This window comes from Streptomyces sp. NPDC002463, assembly GCF_042889835.1.
In the GTDB taxonomy this organism is placed as follows: Bacteria; Actinomycetota; Actinomycetes; order Streptomycetales; family Streptomycetaceae; genus Streptomyces; species Streptomyces nymphaeiformis.
Map to the genome: position 1 here is coordinate 58,999 of NZ_JBIARL010000020.1, position 24,887 is coordinate 83,885.

General features: G+C 71.5%; 21 protein-coding genes and 3 pseudogenes. 16 read left to right on the top strand and 8 right to left on the bottom strand.

The window, feature by feature from the left end:
• Positions 1-211: 211 nt before the first annotated feature.
• Complete coding sequence (locus ACFYX3_RS32605; RefSeq protein ID WP_389021153.1) at positions 212-1,591, top strand: vWA domain-containing protein; 1,380 nt, start codon at positions 212-214, stop codon at positions 1,589-1,591.
• Between the two features lie 119 nt (positions 1,592-1,710).
• Here the strand turns inward: ACFYX3_RS32605 and ACFYX3_RS32610 are convergent, their stop codons facing one another.
• Entirely contained in the window at positions 1,711-3,009 is a 1,299-nt protein-coding gene (locus ACFYX3_RS32610; RefSeq protein WP_389021157.1) for an amidohydrolase family protein, read from the bottom strand.
• 133 nt (positions 3,010-3,142) lie between these two features.
• Between ACFYX3_RS32610 and ACFYX3_RS32615 the strand changes: the two are divergent.
• A pseudogene (locus ACFYX3_RS32615) lies at positions 3,143-3,391 on the top strand (GNAT family N-acetyltransferase); the annotation flags it as partial.
• Between the two features lie 471 nt (positions 3,392-3,862).
• Here the strand turns inward: ACFYX3_RS32615 and ACFYX3_RS32620 are convergent.
• From ACFYX3_RS32620 to ACFYX3_RS32640, 5 genes are all read right to left on the bottom strand, one after another.
• On the bottom strand, positions 3,863-4,105 hold the full coding sequence (locus ACFYX3_RS32620) for a metal-sensitive transcriptional regulator (RefSeq protein ID WP_389021371.1): 243 nt from the start codon (positions 4,103-4,105) through the stop codon (positions 3,863-3,865).
• A gap of 73 nt (positions 4,106-4,178) precedes the next feature.
• Positions 4,179-5,072: a sulfite exporter TauE/SafE family protein gene (locus ACFYX3_RS32625; RefSeq protein ID WP_389021161.1), complete on the bottom strand. Its 894-nt coding sequence runs from the start codon at positions 5,070-5,072 to the stop codon at positions 4,179-4,181.
• On the bottom strand, positions 5,069-5,650 hold the full coding sequence (locus ACFYX3_RS32630) for a rhodanese-like domain-containing protein (protein WP_389021164.1): 582 nt from the start codon (positions 5,648-5,650) through the stop codon (positions 5,069-5,071). Before ACFYX3_RS32630 ends, ACFYX3_RS32625 begins: the two co-directional genes overlap by 4 nt.
• Before the next feature lie 210 nt (positions 5,651-5,860).
• Positions 5,861-7,249: a rhodanese-like domain-containing protein gene (locus ACFYX3_RS32635; RefSeq protein WP_389021167.1), complete on the bottom strand. Its 1,389-nt coding sequence runs from the start codon at positions 7,247-7,249 to the stop codon at positions 5,861-5,863.
• An 84-nt stretch (positions 7,250-7,333) separates the two neighbouring features.
• The gene (locus ACFYX3_RS32640) at positions 7,334-7,657 is read right to left on the bottom strand and encodes a rhodanese-like domain-containing protein (protein WP_389021170.1); all 324 of its coding nucleotides are present in this window, start codon (positions 7,655-7,657) and stop codon (positions 7,334-7,336) included.
• 188 nt (positions 7,658-7,845) lie between these two features.
• Between ACFYX3_RS32640 and ACFYX3_RS32645 the strand changes: the two genes are divergently transcribed.
• The 7 genes from ACFYX3_RS32645 (at position 7,846) to ACFYX3_RS32675 (ending at position 14,089) form a co-directional block, all read left to right on the top strand.
• Complete coding sequence (locus tag ACFYX3_RS32645) at positions 7,846-8,142, top strand: hypothetical protein (protein WP_389021174.1); 297 nt, start codon at positions 7,846-7,848, stop codon at positions 8,140-8,142.
• A gap of 53 nt (positions 8,143-8,195) precedes the next feature.
• Entirely contained in the window at positions 8,196-8,615 is a 420-nt protein-coding gene (locus tag ACFYX3_RS32650; protein ID WP_389021177.1) for a hypothetical protein, read from the top strand.
• A 240-nt stretch (positions 8,616-8,855) separates the two neighbouring features.
• Complete coding sequence (locus ACFYX3_RS32655; protein ID WP_389021180.1) at positions 8,856-9,551, top strand: hypothetical protein; 696 nt, start codon at positions 8,856-8,858, stop codon at positions 9,549-9,551.
• A gap of 157 nt (positions 9,552-9,708) precedes the next feature.
• Complete coding sequence (locus ACFYX3_RS32660; protein WP_389021183.1) at positions 9,709-10,425, top strand: sigma-70 family RNA polymerase sigma factor; 717 nt, start codon at positions 9,709-9,711, stop codon at positions 10,423-10,425.
• Between the two features lie 517 nt (positions 10,426-10,942).
• Positions 10,943-11,434, top strand: coding sequence for a DinB family protein (locus ACFYX3_RS32665; protein ID WP_389021186.1), 492 nt, complete (start codon positions 10,943-10,945; stop codon positions 11,432-11,434).
• A 428-nt stretch (positions 11,435-11,862) separates the two neighbouring features.
• Positions 11,863-12,372: a SixA phosphatase family protein gene (locus ACFYX3_RS32670; protein WP_389021374.1), complete on the top strand. Its 510-nt coding sequence runs from the start codon at positions 11,863-11,865 to the stop codon at positions 12,370-12,372.
• Between the two features lie 619 nt (positions 12,373-12,991).
• Positions 12,992-14,089 (top strand): hypothetical protein, encoded by a 1,098-nt coding sequence (locus ACFYX3_RS32675; protein ID WP_382661082.1) that lies wholly within the window; start codon positions 12,992-12,994, stop codon positions 14,087-14,089.
• 160 nt (positions 14,090-14,249) lie between these two features.
• Here ACFYX3_RS32675 and ACFYX3_RS32680 read toward each other — a convergent pair whose 3' ends face one another.
• Positions 14,250-14,702 (bottom strand): YbhB/YbcL family Raf kinase inhibitor-like protein, encoded by a 453-nt coding sequence (locus tag ACFYX3_RS32680; protein ID WP_389021191.1) that lies wholly within the window; start codon positions 14,700-14,702, stop codon positions 14,250-14,252.
• A 110-nt stretch (positions 14,703-14,812) separates the two neighbouring features.
• On the opposite strand from ACFYX3_RS32680, the gene ACFYX3_RS32685 reads away from it, so the two are divergent.
• The 5 genes from ACFYX3_RS32685 to ACFYX3_RS32705 all read left to right on the top strand — a co-directional run bounded on the left by ACFYX3_RS32685 (position 14,813) and on the right by ACFYX3_RS32705 (position 19,500).
• Entirely contained in the window at positions 14,813-15,373 is a 561-nt protein-coding gene (locus ACFYX3_RS32685; protein ID WP_389021196.1) for a nucleoside-triphosphatase, read from the top strand.
• A 223-nt stretch (positions 15,374-15,596) separates the two neighbouring features.
• Positions 15,597-16,241, top strand: coding sequence for a TetR/AcrR family transcriptional regulator (locus ACFYX3_RS32690; RefSeq protein WP_389021201.1), 645 nt, complete (start codon positions 15,597-15,599; stop codon positions 16,239-16,241).
• Positions 16,242-16,309: 68 nt separating this feature from the next.
• Positions 16,310-18,274 carry an alkyl/aryl-sulfatase gene (locus ACFYX3_RS32695; protein ID WP_389021204.1) on the top strand — a complete coding sequence of 655 codons (1,965 nt, stop codon included), beginning with the start codon at positions 16,310-16,312 and terminating at the stop codon, positions 18,272-18,274.
• The gene (locus tag ACFYX3_RS32700; RefSeq protein ID WP_389021207.1) at positions 18,271-18,636 is read left to right on the top strand and encodes a hypothetical protein; all 366 of its coding nucleotides are present in this window, start codon (positions 18,271-18,273) and stop codon (positions 18,634-18,636) included. Before ACFYX3_RS32695 ends, ACFYX3_RS32700 begins: the two co-directional genes overlap by 4 nt.
• Positions 18,637-18,699: 63 nt before the next feature.
• Positions 18,700-19,500 (top strand): TIGR01458 family HAD-type hydrolase, encoded by an 801-nt coding sequence (locus tag ACFYX3_RS32705; RefSeq protein ID WP_389021210.1) that lies wholly within the window; start codon positions 18,700-18,702, stop codon positions 19,498-19,500.
• A 96-nt stretch (positions 19,501-19,596) separates the two neighbouring features.
• On the opposite strand, the pseudogene ACFYX3_RS32710 reads toward ACFYX3_RS32705, so the two are convergent.
• A pseudogene (locus ACFYX3_RS32710) lies at positions 19,597-20,711 on the bottom strand (NPCBM/NEW2 domain-containing protein); the annotation flags it as partial.
• 635 nt (positions 20,712-21,346) lie between these two features.
• On the opposite strand from ACFYX3_RS32710, the gene ACFYX3_RS32715 reads away from it, so the two are divergent.
• Positions 21,347-23,785: an RICIN domain-containing protein gene (locus tag ACFYX3_RS32715; RefSeq protein WP_389021213.1), complete on the top strand. Its 2,439-nt coding sequence runs from the start codon at positions 21,347-21,349 to the stop codon at positions 23,783-23,785.
• Positions 23,786-24,106: 321 nt separating this feature from the next.
• A pseudogene (locus ACFYX3_RS32720) lies at positions 24,107-24,817 on the top strand (sugar-binding domain-containing protein); the annotation flags it as partial.
• Positions 24,818-24,887: the final 70 nt, after the last annotated feature.

The window sequence follows — 24,887 nt, forward strand, 5'->3', positions numbered from 1 at the left end:
CCCGTATTGCGCCCCGCGCTAACGCCCTACCTGCCCGTGTAGCAGGTCTCCAGCTCTTGCTCAATAAAGGGGCTAACGACCCATAGGGCTCGCAGAGAATCAACCTGTAGGTTCTGCACCTTGACACAGCAGGTCAGCGCGTTACTTGTCAGCATGTTGATTCTCTGCGAGCCCTAAGGGTGGGCAGACGTATTCCTCCCTCGCGGACTTCATGCGCAGTACAGACTGGGCGGCGGTGCCGTACGTGGCTTCCAGCGGGATCTGGCAGCAGTCGCGCGTGAATCCGTCCCTGCCGTCGGCCTGCGGTCTGGACGTGGCGGTCGTCCTCGACCTGTCGGCGTCGGTCGGCAGTGCCCTGCAGGACCTCAAGGCGGCGACCGACAAACTGACGGACACGCTGACCGGGACGCCTTCCCGGCTCGCGTTGTTCTCCTTCGACCGGAACTCGCCCAGCACGGGCACCACCAACCACCCCGCCCTCATGCCGGTCTCGACGAAGGGCGGCGCGCAGGCGTTCAAGGACCTGTACCAGGGGTGGACCCTCGGCTCCGGTACGAACTGGGACCAGGGACTGAATGCGGTCGCGCAGTCGGCTCCAAAGTACGACCTGGTGGTCGTCCTCACGGACGGCAACCCGACGCGCTTCGGCAAGCCGTACACGGGTGACGGCGCCAATACCCACTTCGCGGACGTCGAGGCTGGGATCTTCTCCGCCAATGCGGTGAAGGCGAAGGGATCCCGAGTCGTCGCCGTGGGCGTGGGCAAGGACGTCGAAGGGATCTCGGGGATCAACCTGAAGGCGATCTCGGGCGAGGAGGCCTTCGATCCTGCGGACCCGGCTCCGCAGACCGCCGACTCCTACCAGACGACCGACTTCGCGGCAGCGGGCGAGGCGCTGCGGAACATGGCCTTTGCGCAGTGCGAGGGGGCACTGTCCGTCATCAAGCAGATCGTTCCCGGGGACACGGAAGGCGAGGACGTCACCGGCGCCGAGCCGGCCAGTGCGGGCTGGCAGTTCGACGCCTCGACCACCACGCCCGGTGTCGGCGGGCTGCCGGACACCGAGACGACGGTGAACGACGGTACGGGCGGCGTCGTCTTCAAGCCGACCTTCCCCGCCGGGGTCACGGATGCGGACGTCACCGTCACCGAAGCCCAGCAGCCGGGCTACGAACTGGTCACGCAAGGCGCGAAGAACGCGGTCTGCACCAACCTCGACGACGGCGAGTCGGTGGAAGTCACCAACACAGGGACAGCCTCCGCGCCCGCCTTCACGGTGGACGTGCCGCGTCTGGTGGCGGTGAGCCGCGTCGTCCACAACCGCCCGACCCCGACCGAGCCCACCCCGACGCCGACCGAGCCCACGCCCACGCCCACGCCCACGGAACCCTCCCCGACGACTTCGCCGACGGTCGTTCCCACGCCTGGACCGACGTATCCGCCCAACCCGCCCGGCGGTTACGGAGATGAACTGGCGGAAGCCGGTAGTGCTCGCACGCGGTCCCTCGGCCTCGGCACTTTGTTCCTCATGGCTGTCGGGTCTGGGCTCACGGCATGGAAGCTGCGCCAACGCGGCAAGTCGGCACTTTGAGCCACCAGAGGTGCGCCTTGACGGTTTCCTGGGGGTCCGGTCCGCGCCCAGACCTCCGAGAACCGCCTGTCCAGGAAGAAGACGTTTGACCGCCTTGGCCCTTCATCCGGTCCTGGCCTCTACGGGACCAGGTCGGGCAGGCCTGCGGAGGCGAGGACTCCGGCTCGGTCGATGGCGATGCGTCCCTCCTTGAGCACGGCGTGCACATGGGCGGGGTCGGCGAGGGAGTCGATGTCGTCCAGGGGGTCCGTGCCGCAGACGACGAGGTCGGCGGCCTTGCCGGCGGCCAGGCTGCCGGTGGTGTCGCCCACGCCGCACAGATCGGCGGCGTCGGAGGTGGCTGCTCGGATTGCCTGGAGCGGCGTCATGCCGCCGATGCGGACGAGGAGTCCCAGTTCTTTGAGGTTCTGCCCGTGGGGGGCGATCAGGCCCGCGTCGGTTCCCATCGCGACACGGATCCCGGCTGCCACGGAACGGGCCACGGCCTCCTGGGCCACCCGGTGCCAGCGCACGGCCTTGGCGTGTACGGCCGCGGGCACGGCGGAAGGGTCGGGATCGGCTGTGGTCTCCAGGAGGGTGGGCACGAGGAACTGTCCGCGCTCGGCCATCTCCGCCCGCAGTTCGTCGGTGAGAGCGTAACCGTGCTCGATGCTGCGGACCCCGGAGCGGACGGCCGCGGCGATCCCGGCCTCCCCGATCGCGTGCACCGCGACAGGAAGGCCGCCGTAGGACTCGGCCTCCTCCACGGCCGCGCGGATCATCTCCGCGCGCAGCCCGAGCCATTCGGGCTGGTCGTGCGGTGAGGTGACCCCTCCGCTGGCGGCGAGCTTGACGCAGTCGGCGCCGGCGGCGACCAGCTCGCGTACGCGGGTGCGGATGTCGTCGACGGTGTCCACGATGCCGGAAGGGCTGCCGGGAAAAGCGACGGCGGCGGCGAGGGCGTCGATACCGCTCGGGAGGCGGAAGTCGGCGTGCCCGGCCGTCTGGCTCAGCATACTCACCGCGACAAGGAGCCGCGGTCCTGCGATGCGGCGTTCGGCAACCGCCCGTCGGAAGCCCGCGTCGAGCCCCATGAGGTCGCGTGCCGTGGTCACCCCGTTGTGCAAGGTGACACGGAGCCGTTCGATCACCTTCAGCGTCCGGTAGCTGACGGGTTCGCCCGCACCTGCCAACGGGCTCTGCCCCGGGCCCGGCAGGGCGAAGTGCACGTGCGCGTCGATAAACCCCGGGCAGAGGGTCCGCCCGCCGAGGTCCACACGGGTCGCGCCACGCAGGCCGAGATCCTCCGGCGCCGCGTGGGCAGGGCCGCACCAGCGGATGTGGGCGTCTTCGACCACCAGGATCCCATCGGACACCGGCGGGGCACCCGTACCGTCGACGATCCGGGCATTGTGCAGGACGACAGGAGTCGGGGACACGGCGACCCTTCGGGTTCCGGACAGCGGTGAGGCGATCGTGCCATGGCACACAGGCCAGATCAGGGAGCCGCTCGGCAGCGAGAACCGGCTTTCTGCCGAGGATGCCCGGAAGCCCTGATCTCCAGGACCGGCCGACGGGGCCGGCTCCGTCCTTTCAGGGGGCGTCTCTTACGACACGACTTTCGCTCGGCTCTGCGACGTCCATGTGTCCCCTGCCCACCGTGGCAGGGGACACGGGACGTGGCTGGCGACAGCTGTTCGAGACCACCTTGCCCCCTATCGGCTCAAGCGCGTCCTTCTGTCGACCCCCGATGCCCACGAGGTCTACGCGAAGGCCGGATTCGCTCTCGTGCCGAACCCCGAGAGCTTCATGATCCTGACCCCCGCCGACACCGGGGGTGAGGGGAAGGGGCGGTCCGCAACGGTGGCCGGGGACGCAGGCGCCGCTGGCCACCAGGGTGTGCGTCCTGGCATGTCGCTCCCGGCCCACCACGCGGATCCGGGGTGCCTTCGCCCACGGACTGCAGCCGCCCTCGGGGTCCACTGTGGGCGTTGGCGGATGTCGTCTCCGGGGTGCCCTCACGGGCGGATTCGCCGTCGGCGATCCGGGGCCGACCGACCAGGGCCGCGTCGGCCATGAGAGTGGACAGCTGCGCAGCACGTCCGGGTCCGCACCGCGTCCGGGGTCCCGCATGGCCGACCTCGGCCAGTCCCACCCGGCCACAGAACGTTTCCGCGGTCGGGCGGCCTGCCCCCTCTTCTGGCGGGGCCGGTGCGGGTCGTTCGGGGTGGGTGGGGCTCCGGTTCGTTGCGATGTCCGGCTTTCTTTGTCCGGCCGGACAGGAGGGAAGGGTCAGGCGAGGGTGAGGAAGAGCTTCTCCAGCTTCTCCTGCGTCATGGGCGGGTTCTCTGAACCGTCGACGAGGCACTGGCGCATGCCGCTCGCCACGATCTTGAACCCGGCCCGGTCCAAGGCCTTGGAGACGGCTGCGAGCTGGGTGACGACGTCCTCGCACTCCCTGCCGGACTCGACCATGGCGATCACCGCGGCCAGCTGCCCCTGCGCCCGCTTGAGACGGTTCAGGACGGGCTTCATCGATTCTTCGTTCACCTGCACGGGAATTCTCCTCCTCCCCCCTTGGCACGCCTTGGGACATGTGCTCGTCGCGTTATTTCGGTGCCGCGTCCTGGCGGGCGCGGGGCGCCGGCTGTGGGTGTGTCGTCCTTGACCGCCTCCAGAATCGGGTGGCGACCGCAGCGCTTGTTGCGGCGCCGAGCACCGCCCAGGTGGCGGGGTGGGTCCAGACGGCGGTGTCGAGCTGCTGAGCGAGGACGAAGACGCCCATGACGACGACGAACCAGCCGAAGGCCTTGCGCAGCGCGTCCTGCGGGATACGTCCGGCGAGACGGGCTCCGATCAGGCTGCCGGCCACCGCTGCCACGGTCACGGTCAGGGCGATGCCCCAGTCGATCGTCACGCCGGAGAGGTGTCCGGCTAGTCCGGCGAAGGACTTCATCGCGATGACGAGCAGCGAGGTGCCGACGGCGATGCCCATGGGCAGTCCGCCGAGGATCGCGAGGGCCGGGACGACGAGGAACCCGCCGCCGGAGCCGACCAGGCCGGTCACGGCGCCGACGACCAGGCCCTCGACCGCGATGTGCTTCAGCGGCAGGTCACCCTGGGCGGGCCGGGCCTTCTTCGCCCCGTCGCGCGGCTTGCGGAGCATCGCGAAGGCCGTGGCGAGCATCATCAGCGCGAACGCGATCAGCAGGACCGTGCCGGGGATGTACTCGGCGAGCCGCCCGCCGCCGTAGGCGCCGGCCATGCTGAAGGCGCCGAAGAGCAGGCCGGTCCGCCAGCGGACCCGGTGGGCGCGGGCGTGCGGGACCAGCGCGGCGAGGCTGGTGACGCCGACGACGAACAGCGAGGTGGCGATGGCCTCCTTGGTGTCCTGTCCGGCGAGGTAGACCAGGATCGGGACGGTGAGGATGGAGCCGCCGCCGCCGAGGATGCCGAGGCTGACGCCGATGAGCAGGGAGACCGCGACGATGAGGGCGGTCATGACGCGCTCCGCAGCTCCGCGATCACCGTGCGGATGTCGGTGCGCGGGCCGCGGTTGTACGGCAGCTTGGACAGCAGGACACCCATGGCGCAGGAGTTGCTGACGGCCGCGTAGGTCAGGCCGGCACCGATGGCGGTGCCGACGAGGTGGACGCCGGGGATCAGGACGCCTGCCAGGCCGGTGGCCAGGACGATGGAGCCGGCGACGAGGCGGACCTGGCGCTCCATGTCCCAGCGCTCGGGGCCCCGCTTCACGGGCGCGCTCGCCGCCTCCCAGGCGTTCATGCCGCCCTCCAGGACACGGAGGTTCGGCAGGCCGGCCTGGGCGAGGGCCTGCTCGGCCTCGCGGGCGCGCTGGCCGGAACGGCAGACGAGCACGACCTCCTCGTCCAGGTGCGAACGCAGCTCCGCGCGGTGCTCGCGCAGGGTGTGCAGCGGCACGTTGTACGAGCCGGCGATGTGGGCGGTGCGGAACTCGCCGGGGGTGCGCACGTCGAGCAGGCGCGGGGCGCGGCCCTCCTGGACGAGGCGGTGCAGGACTGCGGGGGTGATCGACTGGACGGTGCGCTCGGCGCTCATGCAAAACTCCGGAAGGTATGTGCAGGGGGTGGTGGGTCATGGCGGCGACCCAGGCGTCAGAGAAGAAGGGGGCCGTCGCAGGCGGGGCGGTACACCCGCGCCCGCGACGGGGCGGAGAAGCGGAGGCAGTGCTGCCTCCGGCCCCGCCATAGGCCGGCGGTGCGCGACGGGAAGAGATTCGAACCCGTGCCCGACCGGCGGTCGGGGTGGTCAGGCGGCGGCGGGCTCGGCCGCGAGGGCCCAGGCGGCCCAGCCGCCGAGGATGTCGGAGACGTCGCCGAAGCCGCGGTGGCGCAGGAGGCTGGCGGCGATGGAGGAGCGGTGGCCGCCGGCGCAGTGCAGGACGAGGGGCCGGTCGGTGGGGAGTTCGCCGGTGCGGGAGGTCAGTTCGCTCAGCGGGATGTGCAGGGCCTCGGGGATGAAGCCGTTGGCCTCGCGTTCGCCGCAGGTGCGGACGTCCACCACCAGCGGCGGGTTCTCCCCGGCCAGGGCGGCCTTGAGGTGGGTGGCGGTGAGGCGGCTGGCGGGGGTGACCTCGGCCTCCATCACCCGCAGGGCGTCCTCGGGGTTGCGGACGTAGCCCACGACGTGGTCGAAGCCGATGCGGGCGAGGCGGGTGACGATCTCCTCCTCCCGGTTCTGCGGAGCCATGACGACCAGCTCCTCCGCCGGGTCCAGGACCGTGCCGGCCTGCTCGGCGAAGCGCCCGTCGGCGGGGATGTTCACCGCGCCGGCCAGGTGCCCGGCCGCGAACTCCTGCGGATCACGCGCGTCGACCACCACCGCCCCGGCGGCGCGCACCGCGGCGAACTCCTCACGGGACAGCGGCCGGGAGGCTGAGGTCCCGTCGTACCGCGGGCGGTCCTTGCGGTTGAGGTCGGCGTCGTAGGCGAAGTAACCCGGGGCGGCGGACTGGCCCGCGGTCACCAGCGCGACGAACTCCTCCCGGCCCATCGGCGCGCAGGCGTAGTTGGTGGCTCGCTGCTCGCCGATCGTGGAGGACTTCTCCGTCGAGAGGTTCTTCCCGCAGGCGGAGCCGGCGCCGTGGGCGGGGAAGACCCGGACCTCGTCGGGCAGGCCCATCAGCTTGTTCTGGACGCTGTCGTGGAGCATTCCGCCCAGCTCCTCGGCGGTGACGCCGACGGAGGCGAGCAGGTCGGGGCGGCCGACGTCGCCGATGAAGAGGGCGTCACCGGTCAGGACGCCGTACGGCACGGTGTCGCCGGCGTGCTCGTACACCAGGACGCTGATCGACTCCGGGGTGTGCCCGGGGGTCTCCATGACCTCCAGGACCACCTCGCCCAGGACGACCCGCTCGCCCTCGGCGAGGTGGCGGATCGGGTACTCGGTCTCCGCCCGCGAGCCGTAGCCGATCCAGGCTCCCGTCTCGTCGGCCATCTCCAGGTGCCCGGCGACGAAGTCCGCGTGGAAATGGGTGTTGATGACGCCGACGACGGTGAAGCCGTGGGCCCGCGCGTCGGCGAGGTACTCGGAGACGTCCCGGCGCGGGTCGACGACGACCGCCCGGCCGGTCTTCTCATCGGCGATCATGTACGACGCCTGCGACAGGCAGTCCAGGTAGTACTGAGCGAAGAACACGGTGGAACCTTTCGACGGAAAGCACGCGCAGAGCGGAGCCCTACGAGGCGGGAAGAGGTGCGGTGAGGGCGGCGGGCCGGTCGTTCAGGCGGGCCGGGTGTCCGTGCCGCGCACGATCGGGCGGCCGGTGCGGGCCCATCCGGAGGTGCCGCCCGCGACCGAGACCGCGTGGAACCCGGCGGTCTCCAGGTGCTCGGCGGCCCAGGCGCTGCGGTTGCCGCTCGCGCAGATGACGTAGACGGGCCGGTCGGCGGGCAGTGCGGCGAGGTGAGCGCCCAGCTCGGAGAGGGGCACGGGGCGGACACCCGGCACGTGGCCCGCCGCGTATTCGTCCGGCTCTCGCACGTCGATGGCGAAGGCGCCCTGCGCCAGCTCGGATGCGAGGACGTCCAGATCCACTTCACGCATGGAAGATCATCCTTTCAGATACCCCCCGGGGTACTTATGCCATCGACTGTAGGCAGGGCCGCGAGGGGAAGTCAAATACCCCCATGGGTATCCAGCATCACATGGGGAGCTCGCGCTGGGGAGGCGAATTCAATACCCCTAGAGGTATAACGATCTGCGGATACGAGAATGGAAAGGACGACGCCGAGATGACCCGGAGGACCATGGCGGTGCGGCGGCCCGCCCGGGACGCCGTGCGGCTCGGGCTCCGGGAGAACCGGGCCCAGTTCATGCTGCTCCTCGTCGTGACGGCGGCGGTCGGGGCGCTCGTCGGCCCGGAGCGGACGACGGTCCCCCTGATCGGCACCGAGGTCTTCGGGCTCGCCGGGAACCCGGCCGCCTTCTCGTTCATCGTCGCCTTCGGTCTCGCCAAGGCCTTCACGAACCTCGCCGCCGGCGCGCTCACCGCCCGCTTCCGCCGCCGGCAGCTCCTGCTGGCCGGCTGATCGGCGCACCCGTGCCGTTCGTCCTCGCCCGGGCCCCGTCGTGGTGGTGGATCGTGGCCGCGAACATCCTGCTCGGCGTCGACCAGGGACTGACCTGGTCGATGACCGTCGGCATGAAGATCGACCTCGTGGGACCGGACCGCCGGGGACTCGCCACCGGCCTCGACGAAGCCGCCGGCTACGTCTCGGTCGGCGCCACGGCCCTGCTCACCGGCCACCTCGCCACCCACTACGGGCCGCGTCCCGCCCCCGAGCTCATCGGAGTGGTCTTCCCCGCCGCCGGCCTCGGCCTGTCTCTCCTGGCCAAGGACACCGCCGCCCACCTGGCCCTCGAACTCGCCCGCCACCCGGCGCCCGCAGGCGACCCGGCGGTCAGCCCCTCCTTCCGGGAGGCTCTCGCCCGCACCTCGTGGCGGGACCAGTCCCTGCGCGGCGCCAGGCGGGCCTGGTCGACAACCTCAACGACGGCCTGACCTGGGGCGTCTTCCCGTTCCTCTTCGCCGACCACGGCCTCGGCATCGCAGCGATCGGCCTGATCAAGGGATCTGGCCGCTGCTTTCGAGGAGTCGTCGCGACCGTGCCGGAAGTTCCCGAGGCGCTCTTGTGGGGCGCGTCACAGTCGCGTACTCATGTCCCGACAGGTCGAGGGGCGGCCGCGGGACGGCCGTACCCGCCCTCATGCCTCCGGGGAGGGTTGCAAGGATGGGCGCGCCATGACACCAGGCCGATGTTCGCGGGGAGCGCGGGCCGCGATGTTCGCGGCCGTCTGTGTGCTGCTCGCTGCCACCGGCCACATCCTGATGTCGGGGCAGGGTGTGCCCGCCTGGACGCTCTCCCTCGCCTTCGCCGCCACCGTGGCGGTCACCTGGGTCCTCGCGAGCCGCGAGCGCGGCCTCCTCGCCGTCACCGCGGCGAGCGTGGTCGTGCAGAGCACGCTCCACACGGCCTTCTCCTGGTCCCAGCCGACGAATCCGATGTCGATGCCGACGGCCATGCCGATGTCGATGTCGATGGGCGACGTACGTGCGGCACACGCGCACATGTCGCACGCGGCCATGGGCCACGGGGACATGACCTCGTCCGTCGGCATGATCTCCGGGTCCCCGACCGGGCACGACATGACAGACATGTCGTCGTCCTTCGGCATGCTGTCGGCCCACCTCCTGGCCGCTCTCCTGAGCGGACTGTGGATGGCGTACGGCGAGCAGGCGGCGTTCCGCCTTCTGCGCGCCGCTTCCCTGCGGCTCTTCCGCCCCCTGGGTCCGCTGCTCGCGTCCTTCGTCCCCGTCGTACGGAACCGGCCGCGCTTCCGGCCGGTGCGGCCCGGTGACGAGCACGCTCCGCGGCAGCTTCTGCTCGCCCATTCCGTCATCTCCCGAGGTCCTCCCCAGGCACTCGCTGTCCTCTGACAGCCGGCTCCCCGAGCTCGACGGCCCAGTTCCGTCCCTCGGGCATCGGTCATGCCGCTTCCGCTCGGTCGCGGCCGGCCGTACCAGTCACCGGCCCGGCGCCGCCCTCATCCGCGCGCCCGGCCGGATTCCCTTTGCCTCGTAAGGACTTGTGGCGATGACTCCTGCCCACGACACCCTCCCTCAGAGCCCGGCTAAACCCTCCCGCTCGGCACATGTGCCGGACGCGGACACCGACGCGACGACGACACGGCTCGCGCTGGCCGCCCGGGACGGCGACCCCGCCAAGGCCGACCTCTTCGTACGTGCTCTGCACCGCGACGTCCGGCGCTATGTGGCCTACCTCAGCGCCGATCGTCAGGCAGCCGACGACCTCACCCAGGAGGTGTTCCTCCGCGCACTCTCCGCGCTGCCCCGCTTCCAGGGGCGGTCCTCGGCCCGCACCTGGCTTCTGTCGATCGCCCGCCGGACGGTGGTCGACAGTCTCCGGCACGCGGCCGCCCGGCCGCGTCTGTCCGACCGCGACGACTGGCAGGCGGAGGCCGAACACACCCAGCCCCAGGGCCTTCCCGGCTTCGAGGACGGCATCGCACTCGCCGAACTCCTGGCCGCCATCCCGGCCGAGCGGAAGGACGCCTTCGTCCTCACCCAGCTCCTGGGCCTGCCCTACGCCGAGGCAGCCGAAGCCATCGGCTGTCCTGTCGGCACGGTCCGCTCGCGGGTCGCACGGGCCAGGACCTCCCTGGTCGCCCTGCTGCGGGGCGATGAGGAGGAAGTGCCCCTGGCGGTGACCGCCTCAGCCGGTGACGTGCCGGCTCGCAGGCGGTTCACGCGGGCGCCGGCGCTCGCCCGAACCCCAGCGTCGCGTACGTGACAGGGGCGGGATCAGGGTGTCGGACCGTGATCCCGCCCCGGGAACCGAACGGCGCGACCGTCCGACTCCTCCGGAAACACGGCCCGATCCCTCCGGTGCCGTACGACACGCCCTGGAGAGGCCGCCGATGGACAAGCCGCGAGAATCGCCCTCCCCTGCGAAAGCGACAGGGCGGTTCGCGTCACCGCCCGTCGTCCTCGGAGGATTCCTCCTGCTGATGGCCCTGGTCTTCATGGGGTCGTACGCGCTCGGAGTGGCCGTGGGACCGGTCGGCCCGCTCTCGGACTCGCCGTCCACGACGAGTCCGACGCCCGGCACGGGGCACCCTCACCACGGGGGCCACTCGTGACGCCCGGACCGGTCCCGACGGACTCCGTGACGACGGACCTCCTGCACGGCGGTACTCGCTCTCCCGGTGCCAGTGCCGCATCAGGCGACGTTCGCCCTGCCGGAGGCCCTGCCTGTCGACGGTTTAGGCCGCTCGCGACAATCGGCCGATGAGCGCCATCGAACGCCCTTGCCGCCCCTGAACGCCGACGAGCGCACCACGCTCGAAAGCCGGCTCGACTTTCACCGCGCCACCCTCGCCATGAAGTGCGAGGGCCTGGACGACGGGCAGGCCGCCGTCGCGTCCGTGCCACCGTCCGACTTCACGTTGACCGGCCTCGTCCAGCACATGGCAGAGGTGGAGCGGAACTGGTTCCGCCGGGTGTTCGCCGGAGAACAGGCCCCGCCCGTCCACGACCCGCAGGCCGCCCCGTCCGCCCCCGACGGCGGCTTCGAACTGGCCGAGGGCGCCACACTGCACGACGCCCTCGCCACCTGGCAGGCGGAGATCGCCCGCGCCCGCGAGCTCTGCGCCGACCGCGCTCTGACCGACACAGGTCGCTTCATGGAGCAGGACGTCAACCTCCGCTGGATCTACGTCCACATGATCGAGGAGTACGCCCGCCACAACGGCCACGCCGACCTGCTCCGGGAGCGCATCGACGGCACCACTGGCATATGACGCCGGCTCAGGTCGCTTCCGTCCTGCTGTGAGTGACGCACCGCCGGGTTCCGTGCCGGTGGCGTCGAAGTCGTGGATCACGCCGCGGACCCGGTCGGCGCTGGTGCACGATGGACGGGCCACTCGTCAGTGTGCGGGACCTGAAGCCGACAGGGCCGGGGTACCGGGGTACGGCGGCTCCCATGCCGGACGTGTGGCGTGCCGTGCGGACCCGCCTACGCCAGGTCCTGGAGAGTACGGCCCTCACGGATCCGGCGACGGGCACACCGCCCGAGCTCGTACGGGACCGGGCCCGCGCCTACGACGACGTGCGGACGTACCCGTGGCGCCCATGGCCGTTCGGCGGCCCGCCCCTTACGCTCGAGGATGTGCCGCCCTCCACCGAGACCGCAGAGCGCGCCGGATCCGCCGACGGCCGACCGCGCCGGATGTTCGTCCTGCGGCACGCCAAGAGCGCCTGGCCGGAGGGCGTTGCCGACCAGGACCGTCCCCTCGGCCCGCGCGGGCTGCGCGACGCCCCGGCCGCCGGGAGCTTCCTGGCGGAGAGCCGCGTACTGCCCGACCTCGCCCTGTGCTCCCCGGCCCGCCGCGCCCGCCAGACCTGGGAGCTGGCCGCCGCGGAGCTGGACGGCCCCGTGCCGACCCGCCACGACCCGCGGCTGTACGGGGCGGACGCCCCGGAACTGCTCGATGTCCTCCACGGCGTACCCGACGAGGTCGCGACCTTGCTCCTGGTCGGGCACAACCCGGGCCTCGAGGACCTGATCATGCTGCTCGCGGCCCGGGCGGTCGGGAACGCGCTGGACCGAGTACGGACCAAGTTCCCGACCTCTGCGATCGCCGTCCTGACCTGGTCCGGTACCTGGACAGACCTCCGCCCCGGCGAGGCGCTCCTGACGGAGCTGACGATTCCACGCGGAGCCCGCGACTCGTCCTGAGCCGGGCGGGGCGGGGCCGGGGTCCGTCGGGCGGCGCATCGGGCCGGGGCGCGGGAGCCGGGTGTCAACCCGGAGTCGCTGCGCCAGTGGGTCGCGGGCGGAAGCGGGCGTGTCTGGTGCGGGCGGTGAGGATCCGTTGAACCCTGCGGAGCTCGAGGGACTGCGCCGTCTGCGCGGGCAGGTCCGCGAGCCGGCGCTGGAGCGGGAGATCCTGCGGAAGGAAGCCGCGTGTTCTGCCGAGGAGGTGGGTCGATGACCGGCCGCCGGCGGTTCATCTCCGACCCTCGTGACCTGTAGGGAGCGCGGCGGCTGCGCCGGTGCTGGACGTGTCCGCGTCCGCAGCCCACGACCCTCCGTTCTATCCACGACGGCACGGACGGGGTACCGCTTCACTCGTCCGGGCCGCGGACCATACCGGTCGGGCCCTGATCACCCGCTGAAGGGCCCGTGGCCGAGAACGGCACTTCATCGACCCCTGCCCCTGACGCCGTCCGGCTCGGGCGTGGGCGTCACCTCGGGCCGCCGACCCGGCGGGCTGCGCTCGTCGGGGTCCGTCGCCCTCTGTGGGATGCATCATCGAAGGTGAGGAGACCATCGGCACCATGGAGGAGGAGTGACGATGAGGTTGTCGTTCCTGGAGCCCCTCTACGCAGAGCCGGGACCGTACGTCTCCGTGTACCTGGACACCTCCCGGAACATCGAGCATCCCGATCGTGCGATCGCGCTACGCTGGCGGCGACTGCGCGAGAGCCTGTCCCGTCAGGGCGCGGACCGGGGGCTGCTGAACGTGCTGGACGAGGCGGTCGGCACCGACACCGAGGTGCCCGGGGTGCACGGGCAGACCCTCTTCTCCGCCCACGGCACGCTCGTCCTGAACGGGGAGCTGCCCCGGCCGCCCGAGCACGACTCCGCGCGCTACAGCACCCTGCCGGAGGCGATGCCCCTCGTGACCCAGCACGTTCCGGAGATCCCCTACATGGCCGTGGTCGTCCACTACGGCGGCCTGCCGACCGCCGAAACCCACGGCTGGGTGACGCTGGAGGCGGAGACCGGCACCTGGCCCGCGTCCACCGTCACCCCGGGTGACAGGCTGCATCGCAGGGTCGCGGTGGCGACCTGGCACCGCACCGCCCTCCGGCTCGGCCATCGACTGGACGAATGGGCGCGGCGCGCCCATGCCGACGCCGTCGTCGTCGGCGGCGACGAGTGGGCGTGCAACGTACTGATCCGCCGCCTGCCGCTCGCCCTTCGGGACAAGGTCGTACGCGTGGGCGGCCGGACCCCCACCGACACGGGACGCGCCCTGCTGGAGCCGCAGCTCGACGGCGTCTTCCGCGGCCGCATGGCCGCGCACGACCGGGAACTCGTGGACATCTTCATCGGTCGGCGCGCCCTGGACGGACCCGTGGCGGAAGGGTTGGCCGCCATTGTGGCCGCCCTCCAGCGCGGCCAGGTGGCGGCGCTGCTCCTGAACCGTCCGCCCTCGTCCTCGCTACGGCTCTGGGCAGGCTCGCAGCCCACGCAGCTCGCCCTGAGCGAGGCGGAGCTGACGTCCTTCGGCGTGCGGGCCCCTCGTGAGGAGCGCGCCGACGAGGCCCTGGTCAGGGCCCTCGTCGGTACGGGCGCCGAACTGGTCGTCGTACCGGAGAGCGAGCTGAGACTGTACGAGGGCGTGGGCGCCCTGCTGCGGTACACCGACCCCGGGACACCGTCCTGACACCGGCGGCGCTGCCGTTCCACTCCCCTGCGGGCAGGTGGCCACCCAGCCCTCGCCGATCGCGACGACGGTCTCCGCGATCGGCCTCACCGGAGACGTCCGTCCGGCGATGCGGCGCCCACGGCTACGACCAGGGGTGACACCACCGGCGATGACACGCTCAGCGCCGATAGGTCCCGACCAGGGTGCCCGAGGCCAGCTCCCTGCCCTTCAAGGCGCGGTGCACGTCCTCGGCGCCCGGGTGGCCGCGCAGCGGCAGCGGCTGGGACAGGGCGTACAGCCGGAAGAAGTAGCGGTGCTGCCCGTGCCCCGGCGGGGGCATCGGCCCTCCCCAGCCGACGTGCCCGAATCCGTTGGGCCACGGCAGTCCGCCCTGGGGTTTCCGGCCCTCCGCCACGCCGGCGGTTCCCGGATCGATGCCGGTCACCAGCCAGTGCAGGAAGGTCGTCCCCGGCGCGTCCGGGTCCTCGCACAGGAGCACCAGCTCCGTGGCCTCCTGGGGCACCCCCGACCAGGTCAGGGGCGGTGAGAGGTTCTCTCCCTCCCCGCTGTGGCGACGGGGGATCTCCGCGCTGTCGTCGAACGCGGTGCTGCTGAGTTCAATTCCGCTCATGCGCGCCGCCATACCCGCGGGCGGCCGCTTCGGCACCGGTCCGCACCCGAAACCCCTCGCTCGGCCGAGCCCACCCGCCCCACCTCGGCAGGCGGGGCGAGGATGGCGGTGTGCCGACAAGGATCCTGCTCGAGGGCCGCCCCGGAGCGGGGAAGACAACCGCCCTCCGCCGACTGGCCGCGCTGCTGCCCACCCGCCCGCTCACCGGCTTCACCACCGAGGAGATCCGGCAATCCGGCGCCCGGGTCGGTTTCGCCCTGGAGACCCTGGCAGGACGACGTGAGGTGCTCGCCCACGTCGACCTGCCCGGTCCGCCGCGGGTAGGGAAATACGGCGTCGACCTGGGCGTCATGGAACGACTGGCGTTGCCGACGCTGCGGCCGGCGGCGACGGCGGAGTCGATGGGGCGGCTGGTGCTCATCGACGAGCTGGGGCGCATGGAACTGGCGTGTGCCGCGTTCCGGGACGCGGTCGATGCTCTCTTCGTCGCCGAGGTCGACGTCGTTGCCACGGTCCACACGCACCGCGATGCGTTCACCGACGCCCTCAGACGGCGTGCCGACATCGAGGTCGTCCGCCTCACTGCGGCGAACCGGGACGCCCTGCCCGGGGAGCTCGCTGCCCGGCTGCAGCAGCCCGGGACCCGTCATGGGCCTCCCGCTCACCGATGAGAACCGTGCGAGCGATGGCCGCGCCCGGGCCGGCCGTCCGGTGGCCACTGGCCATCATCCGCAGCAGGTCGTGGGCGCGGACCCTGCCGGTCTGCAGGTGGCCGGCGACGACGGTGTTCCCAGCGGCGGGCGGCGGGCGGCGGGCGGCGGGCGGCGGTGGTCACGTCGACGCCGAGCGCGCGGCCGTTCCGAGACCACGGCGCCCCTCTGCCACCATGGGTCGGTGAGCGACACAGAGGCGGGAAGGGGCCCCGGACGTGCGGACGCCGGTGCGCGGGGGCGGCGTCGGCGGGACCCGGAGTGGACGTACGCGGCGCTGCTCGACGCGCTGCTCCAGCTGATCTCGGAGAGCGGCCGGGAACCCACGAGGAAGGCGATCGCGGAGCGGGCGGGAGTGTCCGAGCGAACGGTGTTCGTGCACTTCGCCGACCGCGAGGCGCTGTACGTGGCGGCCGCGCGGCGGCAGGCCGAGCTGTGGCGTGCTCACGCGGACCCGGTTCCGCCCGCGTGGGAGACGACACGCAAGGTGGGGGCCCTCGTCTCGCAGCGCGGCCGGATGTACGAGGTGATGACGCCGATCCGGAAGATCGGGCTCGGCCTGGAACCGGACTCGCCGGGCCTGCGCGGGGTGATGGCGGAGGGCGACGCCTGGTTCCGGGCGGACCTCGCCGCGGTGTTCGCGCCGGAATTGGGGCGGATGCCGGAGGCCGAAGAGCCCGGAGGGCTGCTCGACGCGCTGGAGGCCTCCTCCTCCTGGGCGGTCTGGGACCATCTGCGGTCCCGTCGAGGGCTGGACGAGACGGCGGCCGGGGCGGCGATCGACCGCACGCTGCGGGCCCTCCTGAACGTCGTGCCGCGCACCCCTTGACTCGTATTGCAGTCTGACTGCAATAGTGGGCGTCCTCACCGAGAGCCGAGTAAGGACGTGACCCTGCCATGACTCCGATGAACCGGCGCGGCTTCGTCGCGGCCGCCGCCGCGATGGGCGCCGCGGCCGCCTCCGTCTCCCTGAATCCGCAGACCGCCCAGGCGCTCGCCGGACACGGACGCCTGCCCCAGGAGATGCCGACCCCCACGCGAACCGACGGGCTCCCGTACGAGGACGAGGCCGACTTCACCGACGCGGACCGCGGATTCATCGCCGCGTTCACCGGCGGACCGATCACCACCTCCGCCGGGAAGCCCGTCTGGGACCCCGACGCGTACCGCTTCCTCGCCGGCGCGGAGGGCGGCAAGGGCGGCCCCGACACCGTCGACCCCAGCCTGTGGCGGCAGGCGCGACTCCTGTCGCGCCAGGGCCTGTACCGGGTCACCGAGCGGATCTACCAGGTCAGGGGCCTGGACCTGTCCAACATGACGATCGTCGAGGGCGACTCCGGCATCATCGTCATCGACCCGCTCATCTCCGCCGAGACCGCCGCCGCCGCCCTGCGGCTCTACCGCACCCACCGCGGCGACCGCGCGGTCCGGGCGATGATCTACACCCATCCGCACGTCGACCACTTCGGCGGCTGCCGGGGCGTGCTGCCGGACGGCTCCGGGGACGTGCCCGTCCTCGCTCCGAAGGGCTTCATGGAGCACGCGGTCAGCGAGAACGTGTACGTCGGCACCGCCATGGCGCGCCGCGCCGCCTACATGTACGGCTCCACGCTCCCCAAGAACGCGGGCGCGCAGGTCGGCTGCGGGCTCGGCCTCACGGTCTCGCTCGGCACCGTCGGACTCATCGCCCCCACCCAGCTCATCGGCACCACGGGAGAGGAGGTCGTCCTCGACGGGGTGCGGATCCGGTTCCAGATGACCCCGGGCACCGAGTGCCAGGAGGAGATGAACTTCTTCTTCCCCGACCTGCGCGCGGTGTGCATGGCCGAGAACGCCACCCACACCATGCACAACATCCTCACCCTGCGCGGCGCCCAGGTACGCGACGCCCACGCGTGGGCCGGCTACCTCACCGAATCGATCGGTCTCTACGAGGGAACCGCCGACGTCGCCTTCGCCTCGCACCACTGGCCCACCTGGGGCAACGACGCCATCGTCGACCTCCTAGCCCACCAGCGGGACCTGTACGGCTATCTGCACGACCAGACCGTCCGGCTGATCAACCGGGGCATGACCGGCACCGAGATCGCGGAGACCTTCCGGCTCCCGCCCCAACTCGAAGGCGTCTGGGCCAATCGCGGCTACTACGGCGCGCTGAGCCACAACGTCAAGGCGGTCTACCAGCGGTACATGGGCTGGTTCGACGGCAACCCGGCCCACCTCTGGGAACACCCGCCCGCCGAGGAGGCACGCCTCTGGGTGGAGTCCCTGGGCGGCCAGGCCGCGGTCCGCGCCCGCGCCCGACACTACGCCGACCGGGGCGAGCTGCGCTTCGCCGTCACCCTGCTCAACCACGCCGTCTTCAACGACCCCGGGGACGACCGGGCCCGGCGCCAACTCGCCGCGCTCTACACCCGTCTGGGGCAGGCCGTCGAGAACGCCGTCTGGCGGAACTTCTACCTCACCGGAGCCCAGGAACTCCTCCACGGCATCACGCCGCACGCCACCGCCACCCTCGGTCCCGACATGTACCTGGCCCTCACCGTCGGCCAGATCATCGACAGCCTCGCCGTCCGCGTCGACGGCCCGAAGGCCTGGTCCCTGCGGATCGCGCTGGACTGGCACATCGGCGCCGACCACTGGCACCTGCGCCTCGCCAACGGCCTGCTCACCTGGACCGCGGACACCCGCCCCGCCCCCGACGCGGGCCTGACCATGACGATGACCAAGGCCCAGCTCATCTCCCTCCTCGCCGGAAAGGGCACCGACGGCATCACCATGACGGGTGACCGCACGCTCCTGTCCCGGCTGCTCGCGGTCCTCGACACCCCCGAACCGGAGTTCCCGATCGTGACCCCGTGAACGGGCCGGCTCACCATCGACGCCGAAGCCGGTCCGGTCGGCGGCTGGGGATCTGCCCTCTCCCCCATGCGACCTCCGCTGCTGCACCGGCACTGTCCCGAACTGGCCGACTCGCTGCCCTTCCTCACGACGCCGGGCCCGCCCCCGACGCGATCGGCACCGAGACGGCCTGGCTGGGCGACGGCTACGCCCACCCCACCGCCGCCGGTGACCGGGCCCTCGACCGCGCCTCGGCGCAGGCCGGCCTGACCCCGGAACGCACCTACACCGCCGAGGCACTCGCCGCCCTGCTCGACCTCGACGCGACCGGCCGACTGGACGGCGACCCCCTGCCCTTCCTGCGGACCCACGGACCACGCTGAGAGCGGGGCCCGGTCGCACGGCCGCGGGAGCGGTCAGCGGGTGCCTGGGCTACGGTCGGGTCCATGGAGGGAATCCGAGCCGCCCTGATCGACATCGACGGCGTCCTCACCGTTTCCTGGAAGGCGCTGCCCGGAGCGGTCCGAGCCATGGAGCAGCTGCGCGCTGCGGAGCTCCCCGTGGCCCTGGTCACCAACAACACGTCCCGTACGCGGGCCGTCATCGCCTCGCGACTGGCCGGCCTCGGCTTCCCCGTGGGTGCCGGCGACATCCTGACCGCGCCGGCGGCCACCGCGGCGTATCTGCGTGAGCGCTTCCCCGGCGCGCGCTGCCTCCTGCTCAACAGCGGAGACGTACGGGACGACCTGACGGGCGTCACGCTCGTGGACGAGGGTGACGCGGACGTCGTCGTACTCGGGGGCGCGGGGGCCGAGTTCGGCTACGAGGCCCTCAACCGGGTCTTCCGGCAACTGCAGGGCGGGGCCCGGCTGGTGTCGATGCACCGCAATCTGTACTGGCGCACCGAGGGCGGCCTCGACCTGGACACCGGGGCGTTCCTCGAAGGACTCGAGAAGGCCGCCCGTACCGAGGCGGAGGTGACGGGCAAGCCGGCGCCTGCGTTCTTCACGAGCGCTCTCGCCCACCTCGGCGTCGACGCGTCGGAAGCGCTGATGGTCGGCGACGACATCGAGTCCGACGTGCTGGCCGCCCAGCGGTCGGGCATCACCGGCGTACTGGTGAAGACGGGGAAGTACCTCCCCGAGACGCACCGCGCCGCCTCCGGGACGCCCGACCACGTCCTCGACTCCTTCGCCGACCTGCCCGCCCTCCTCATCCCCGGGGGCGGCGCAACGCCTCAGCACTGACCGGTCCCGAAGGGGATCACGCTGGCAGGCAGGCCGCGCGAACGGCGCTCCGGCCCGGGCACCCGGAGAGGAGCGCCTGGCAGGGGCGCCGTCGCATCAGCAGGTGACCGCCGCGTCGACCCAGTCCGCGTGGTCGTGGCTCACGCCGTCCCCGCCGTCGGTGACGACGAGGCACACGGTCTCGGCGCCCGACAGATCGGCGGTCAGCGACTGCGGCGACGTCGCGTGGGTCAGGACACCGGTGGACGCCGCCTTGCGGCCGTCCGCCCAGACCTCGAACCCCACCGTCCCGTTGGTTCCCGTCTCGTCGTCGAGGCCCACCTGCGCCGAGAACGAGGTGCAGCGGCCGCCGAGGTAGTACTCCACCGCGCTGTACGCGTGCGCCCCGAGCCCCTTGGCGTGGACGACGCCGCCCATGGTGAGGGGCCTGCCGTCCCCGGCCGCGGCCTCACCGACACTGGTGTCCTTCTCGACGGGTCCCCAGCCGTTCTCGACGCTCAGCCACCTGGCGTCGCTCAGGTACGACGTCCCGGCCGGGGGCGGCGCTGCGACGGTGACAGCGTGCTGGTCGCCTGGACGCCGTTGGGGGAGGTGTACGTCGCGGTCAGGGTCGTGTCGTACGAGCCGATCGGCGTCCCGGCCGGGGGCCGTACGCGCCAGTCGGTGCTCAGCCGGTCCCCGGTCTGCAGGGACTTCGCGGTGGTACCGGACACCGGCTCGACGCTCCAGCCGCCAGGGGCGGAGAGCCGCACCGACACGTTGCGCGCCGCCGTACGACCGAGGTCGGTCACCGTGGTGGTCACGGTGGACTCCTTACCGGCGGTGAGGAACGGGGCGGACTGGCCCAGCTCCACCGCGGGCGGATACGACGCCCAGCCCGCGTCGGCGGAGAGGCGGACGAGCACGGTGCCGTGAGCGGGGACGGTGGCCGAGAACGTGTCGGCGACGTTGTAGGTCGCGTGCTGCCACAGATCGCGCACCGTGTACGCACGCGCCCCGGGCAGGCCCGCCGCCTTCGCGGTGGTCGCGATGCGCTGGGGCCGGTCCGACTCGTTGAACAGGGCGATCGCGCGGCTGCCGTCCGCCATCGGCTTGACGATCACCCACCGGCCGCCCTCGGAGCTGATGACCTTGCCCTGCTTGCCCAGCGGGTCCTGGTCGACCGCGATGACCTCGCGGTCGCCGAGGATGTCGAGCGTCGCTTGGTCCGACCTCGCCGCCCATCTGCACACCGGAGAAACCGATGCGCGGTACGAGGGCAAGGTACGTCAGGGAGATCTTGCCCTGCACCGGCTTGGTGCCGCCGCCGGAGCCGGAGGACTCCTGACCGGTCGAGCATGCGGTGAGACCGAGGACGGCCACGACCAGAGAAGTGGGACGGCTGTGGATGGCGTTCACGAGAACTCCAGAGCATCAAGGATGAAACGGTCAACACAACCCAACAAAACCAAGCGCAAACCAACGCACCTCACTTCGCAGAAAACGCCGCGTTCGCACGGACGTCAAGGGTGCGCTCGAAGATTCCGCAAGAAATCGTTTGCTTTACCGCTCCATTGAGCAAGATCAAGCATCCAGTGCGCGATTTTGTTGTTCATTCCCTGGACAGGCGGCAGCCGAGTGGTGAGAATCCATCCGATCCGTCGTGGGCTCACAGCGTCGACCGTCCGGACGGATCCCCACCCCTCGTCTCACTCAGGGCCCGACCCGCACTGCCGCCCCCACGCAGCGCCTGCGTCACTGCCACCGGGGCCGGATCCGCATGCCCGCACGCAGGCACCCGACCGAGTCCAGAAGGGACCGCACCGTGCGCACACCCCTCAGAGCGAACGGCCGACTGGTCACACGCATGACGACCGTCGCCGCCGCGCTCCTGACCATCGCGACCGTGAACGGCCAGGCGACCACCCAGGCGCGCGCCGCCGCCCCGAAATCGACGATCACCATCGACGGCACCAGCGCCGGAAGGACGTTCGACGGCATCGGGGCGATCAGCGGCGGCGGGGGCAACACCCGCCTGCTGCGCGACTACCCGACCGCCCAGCAGGGCGAGATCCTCGACTACCTCTTCAAGCCCGGTTACGGGGCGAGCCTGCAGATCCTCAAGGTCGAGGTCGGCGGCGACACCAACTCCACCGACGGCGCCGAGGCCGGCATCGAGCACAGCAGAGGCGTCGTCGACTGCAACGCCGGCTACGAATGGTGGCTGATGGAGCAGGCGAAGGCACGCAACCCGAACATCAAGTTCGCCGCCCTGTCCTGGGGCGCCCCGGGCTGGATCGGCAACCACGACTTCTACTCGCAGGACATGATCGACTATCTGATCACCTGGCTCGGCTGCGCCGAGCAGCACGGCCTGACCGTCGACTACATGGGCGGCTGGAACGAGCGCGACTTCGACGCCGCTTGGTACAAGTCCCTCAAGTCGGCCCTTCTCACTCGCGGTTACGCCTCCACCAAGATCCTCGGTGGCGAGTCGTGGGGCTGGCAGATCGCCACCGCCATGAAGAACGACCCCGCCCTGTACGACGCGGTGGACGTCGCCGGCTCGCACTACAACTGCGGCTACATGTCGGCGATGACCCAGTGCTCCTCGTCCGCCGACGCGCAGAACCTCGGGAAGCCGATCTGGGCGAGCGAGAACGGCTCGGAGGGCGCGGAGGCCGGCGCGGTCCCCGTCGCCCGTGCCATCAACCGCGGTTACATCGACGCGAAGATGACGGCGTACATCAACTGGCCGCTCGTCGCCTCGCTCTACCAGAACCTCGGTTTCCACGACGCCGGGCTGATCACCGCCAACCAGCCGTGGTCCGGCCACTACAGCGTCGGCCGCACCACCTGGTCCATCGCCCAGACCACGCAGTTCACCTCCCCCGGATGGAAGTACCTGAACACCGCCACCGGCTACCTGGGAGCGGGCAACGCCGCCACGGGCAGCTACGTCAGCTACGCGGCGCCGGACAAGTCCGCGTGGAGCACCGTCTTCGAGACGATGGACGCCACCGCCGCGCAGACGGTGAACCTGAAGGTCACCGGCGGTCTCCCCGGCGGCACCCTGCACGTGTGGTCCACCGACCTCTCCCAGAACGGCGCCACCACACCGCACATGGTGCGCGGCGCCGATCTGACCGCCAGCGGAGGAACGTACAGCCTCACGCTGGCCCCGGGGCGCGTCTACACCGTGACCACCACCACCGGTGGAGGCGCGGCCGTCACGACACCGCCGCAGCGCAAGCAGCTGGCCCTCCCGTACACGGACTCCCTCGGCGGCTACACCAAGGGCCAGGAGGCCACGTACTTCTCCACGATGAACGGCGCCTTCGAGGCGGCGCCCTGCGCCGGCGGCCGCACCGGCTCCTGCCTGCGCCAGATGTCTCCGGTCTCGCCCATCCAATGGACCGACGAGAAGTCCAACCAGCCGTACACCATCATGGGCGAGCAGAGCTGGAGCGACTACACGGTCAGCGCGGACGTGCTCCTGGAGCAGGGCGGCAGCTCCGCCGAGCTCCTCGGCCGGATCGGCACCCAGGACAAGAACAACAACGGCCTCAACGCCTACCACCTGCGCCTGAGCGACACCGGCACGTGGAAGCTCCTGAAGTCCGGCCGTCCCTGGGGTGATTGGGACACCACGGTCCCGCCGCTCGCCGAGGGGACCGTGCCCGCACCCGGCACCGGGACCTGGCACAACCTCGCCCTGACCTTCCAGGGCGATTCGATCACGGTCGCCATCGACGGCCAGACCCGGGCCACGGTCACCGACAGCAGCTTCGGCGGCGGACAGGTCGGCCTGGGCACCGCCGGCTACTACCCCGTCCAGTACGCGAACTTCCGCGTCACCCCGGGCACCACGCCCGCGCTCTCCGGCACGTACAAGATCGTCAACGCCAACAGCGGCCAGCTCCTCGACGCCTCGGGCGGCCAGACCGCCGACGGCACGCCCGCCATCCAGTGGCCCGACAACGGCGGCACCAACCAGCAGTGGACCCTGGCCCGGAACGGCGACGGCTACTACACCGTCACCGGCGCCGCCGGCCTGAAGCCCCTGACGGTCCCCCAGGCGACCACCTGGCCCGGCACCCAGCTCGGCATCTGGAGCACGAACGGCGGCCCCGAACAGCAGTGGGTGATCGCCCCGGCGAACAACGGCACGTACAGCATCGAGTCCCGCGTCAACGGCTACGCACTCGACGTACGCGGGGCTTCGACCTCCGGCGGCGCCTCCGTCGACCAGTACATCACCACCGGCGGCACCAACCAGCAGTGGCGGCTGATCAAGGTCTCCTGACCCCGCCCGCAGTACCCCCGGGGGGGCGGGGCAGGACCGGCGACGGACCTGCCCCGCCCTCCGTCGCCGGACGACATCACATCAGCAGAGGAGCACACGAACGTGATCGGAAACACCGGTGGGATGAGGCGGCGGGGTGTCCTCGCCGCGGGCCTGGCCGGTGTGGGGGCCGCCCTGGTGCCCGCGGAGGCGACGGCCACGGGCGGACGCCGTGTGCTGAACCTCAACACGGGCTGGACGTTCTGGCGCGACGACGCCACCGGAGCCCAGCAGCCCGGATTCGACGACTCGGCGTGGGCCGCGGTCTCGCTGCCGCACACCATGCGGCTGGAGAAGAAGCGGCCCTCCGCTTACGACGTCTACGCGGGCATCGGCTGGTACCGGCGGTACTTCCGGGTCGACCCGCAGGACCGGGGGCGGCGGCACACCGTGGTCTTCGACGGGGTCCAGACCGACTGCGCCGTCTACCTGAACGGGGAGAAGCTCACCGAGCACTTCGGCGGGACCATGGGCTTCGTCGTCGACATCACCGACGAGGTCCTCTTCGACCGCGACAACGTCCTCGCGGTCCGCGTGTCCAACCTCGACGACCCGCTCACCCCTCCCGGCAAGCCGCGGAACGAGCTCGGGTTCCTCACGTACGGCGGCATCTACCGAGGCGTCACGCTCCGCGTCACGGAACCGGTCCACATCTCCGACGCCCTCCAGGAGGACCTGGTCGCCGGGGGCGGGGTGTCCGTGACCTACCCGAAGGCGACCCCGACGCGGGCGACGGCCAAGGTCAGGACCCACGTGGCGAACCGGACGGAGACCGCCGCCCGGACCACGCTGACCACGGTCCTCTACGACGCCCGGGGCACGGCGGTCGCACAGGCCACGGACACCGTCTCCGTGCCGGGAGGCGGCGCCACCACCTATGCGCAGACGCTGAGCGTGACCCGGCCGAAGCTCTGGCATCCCGACTCCCCTTCCCTGTACAGCCTGGTCAGTCAGGTCTTCGCCGACGGCCGGCTCGTCGACACGGTGACCACCCGCACCGGCATACATCGGATCGACTACCGGGCGGACGGCTTCCACCTCAACGGGACCCGGATCCACCTCC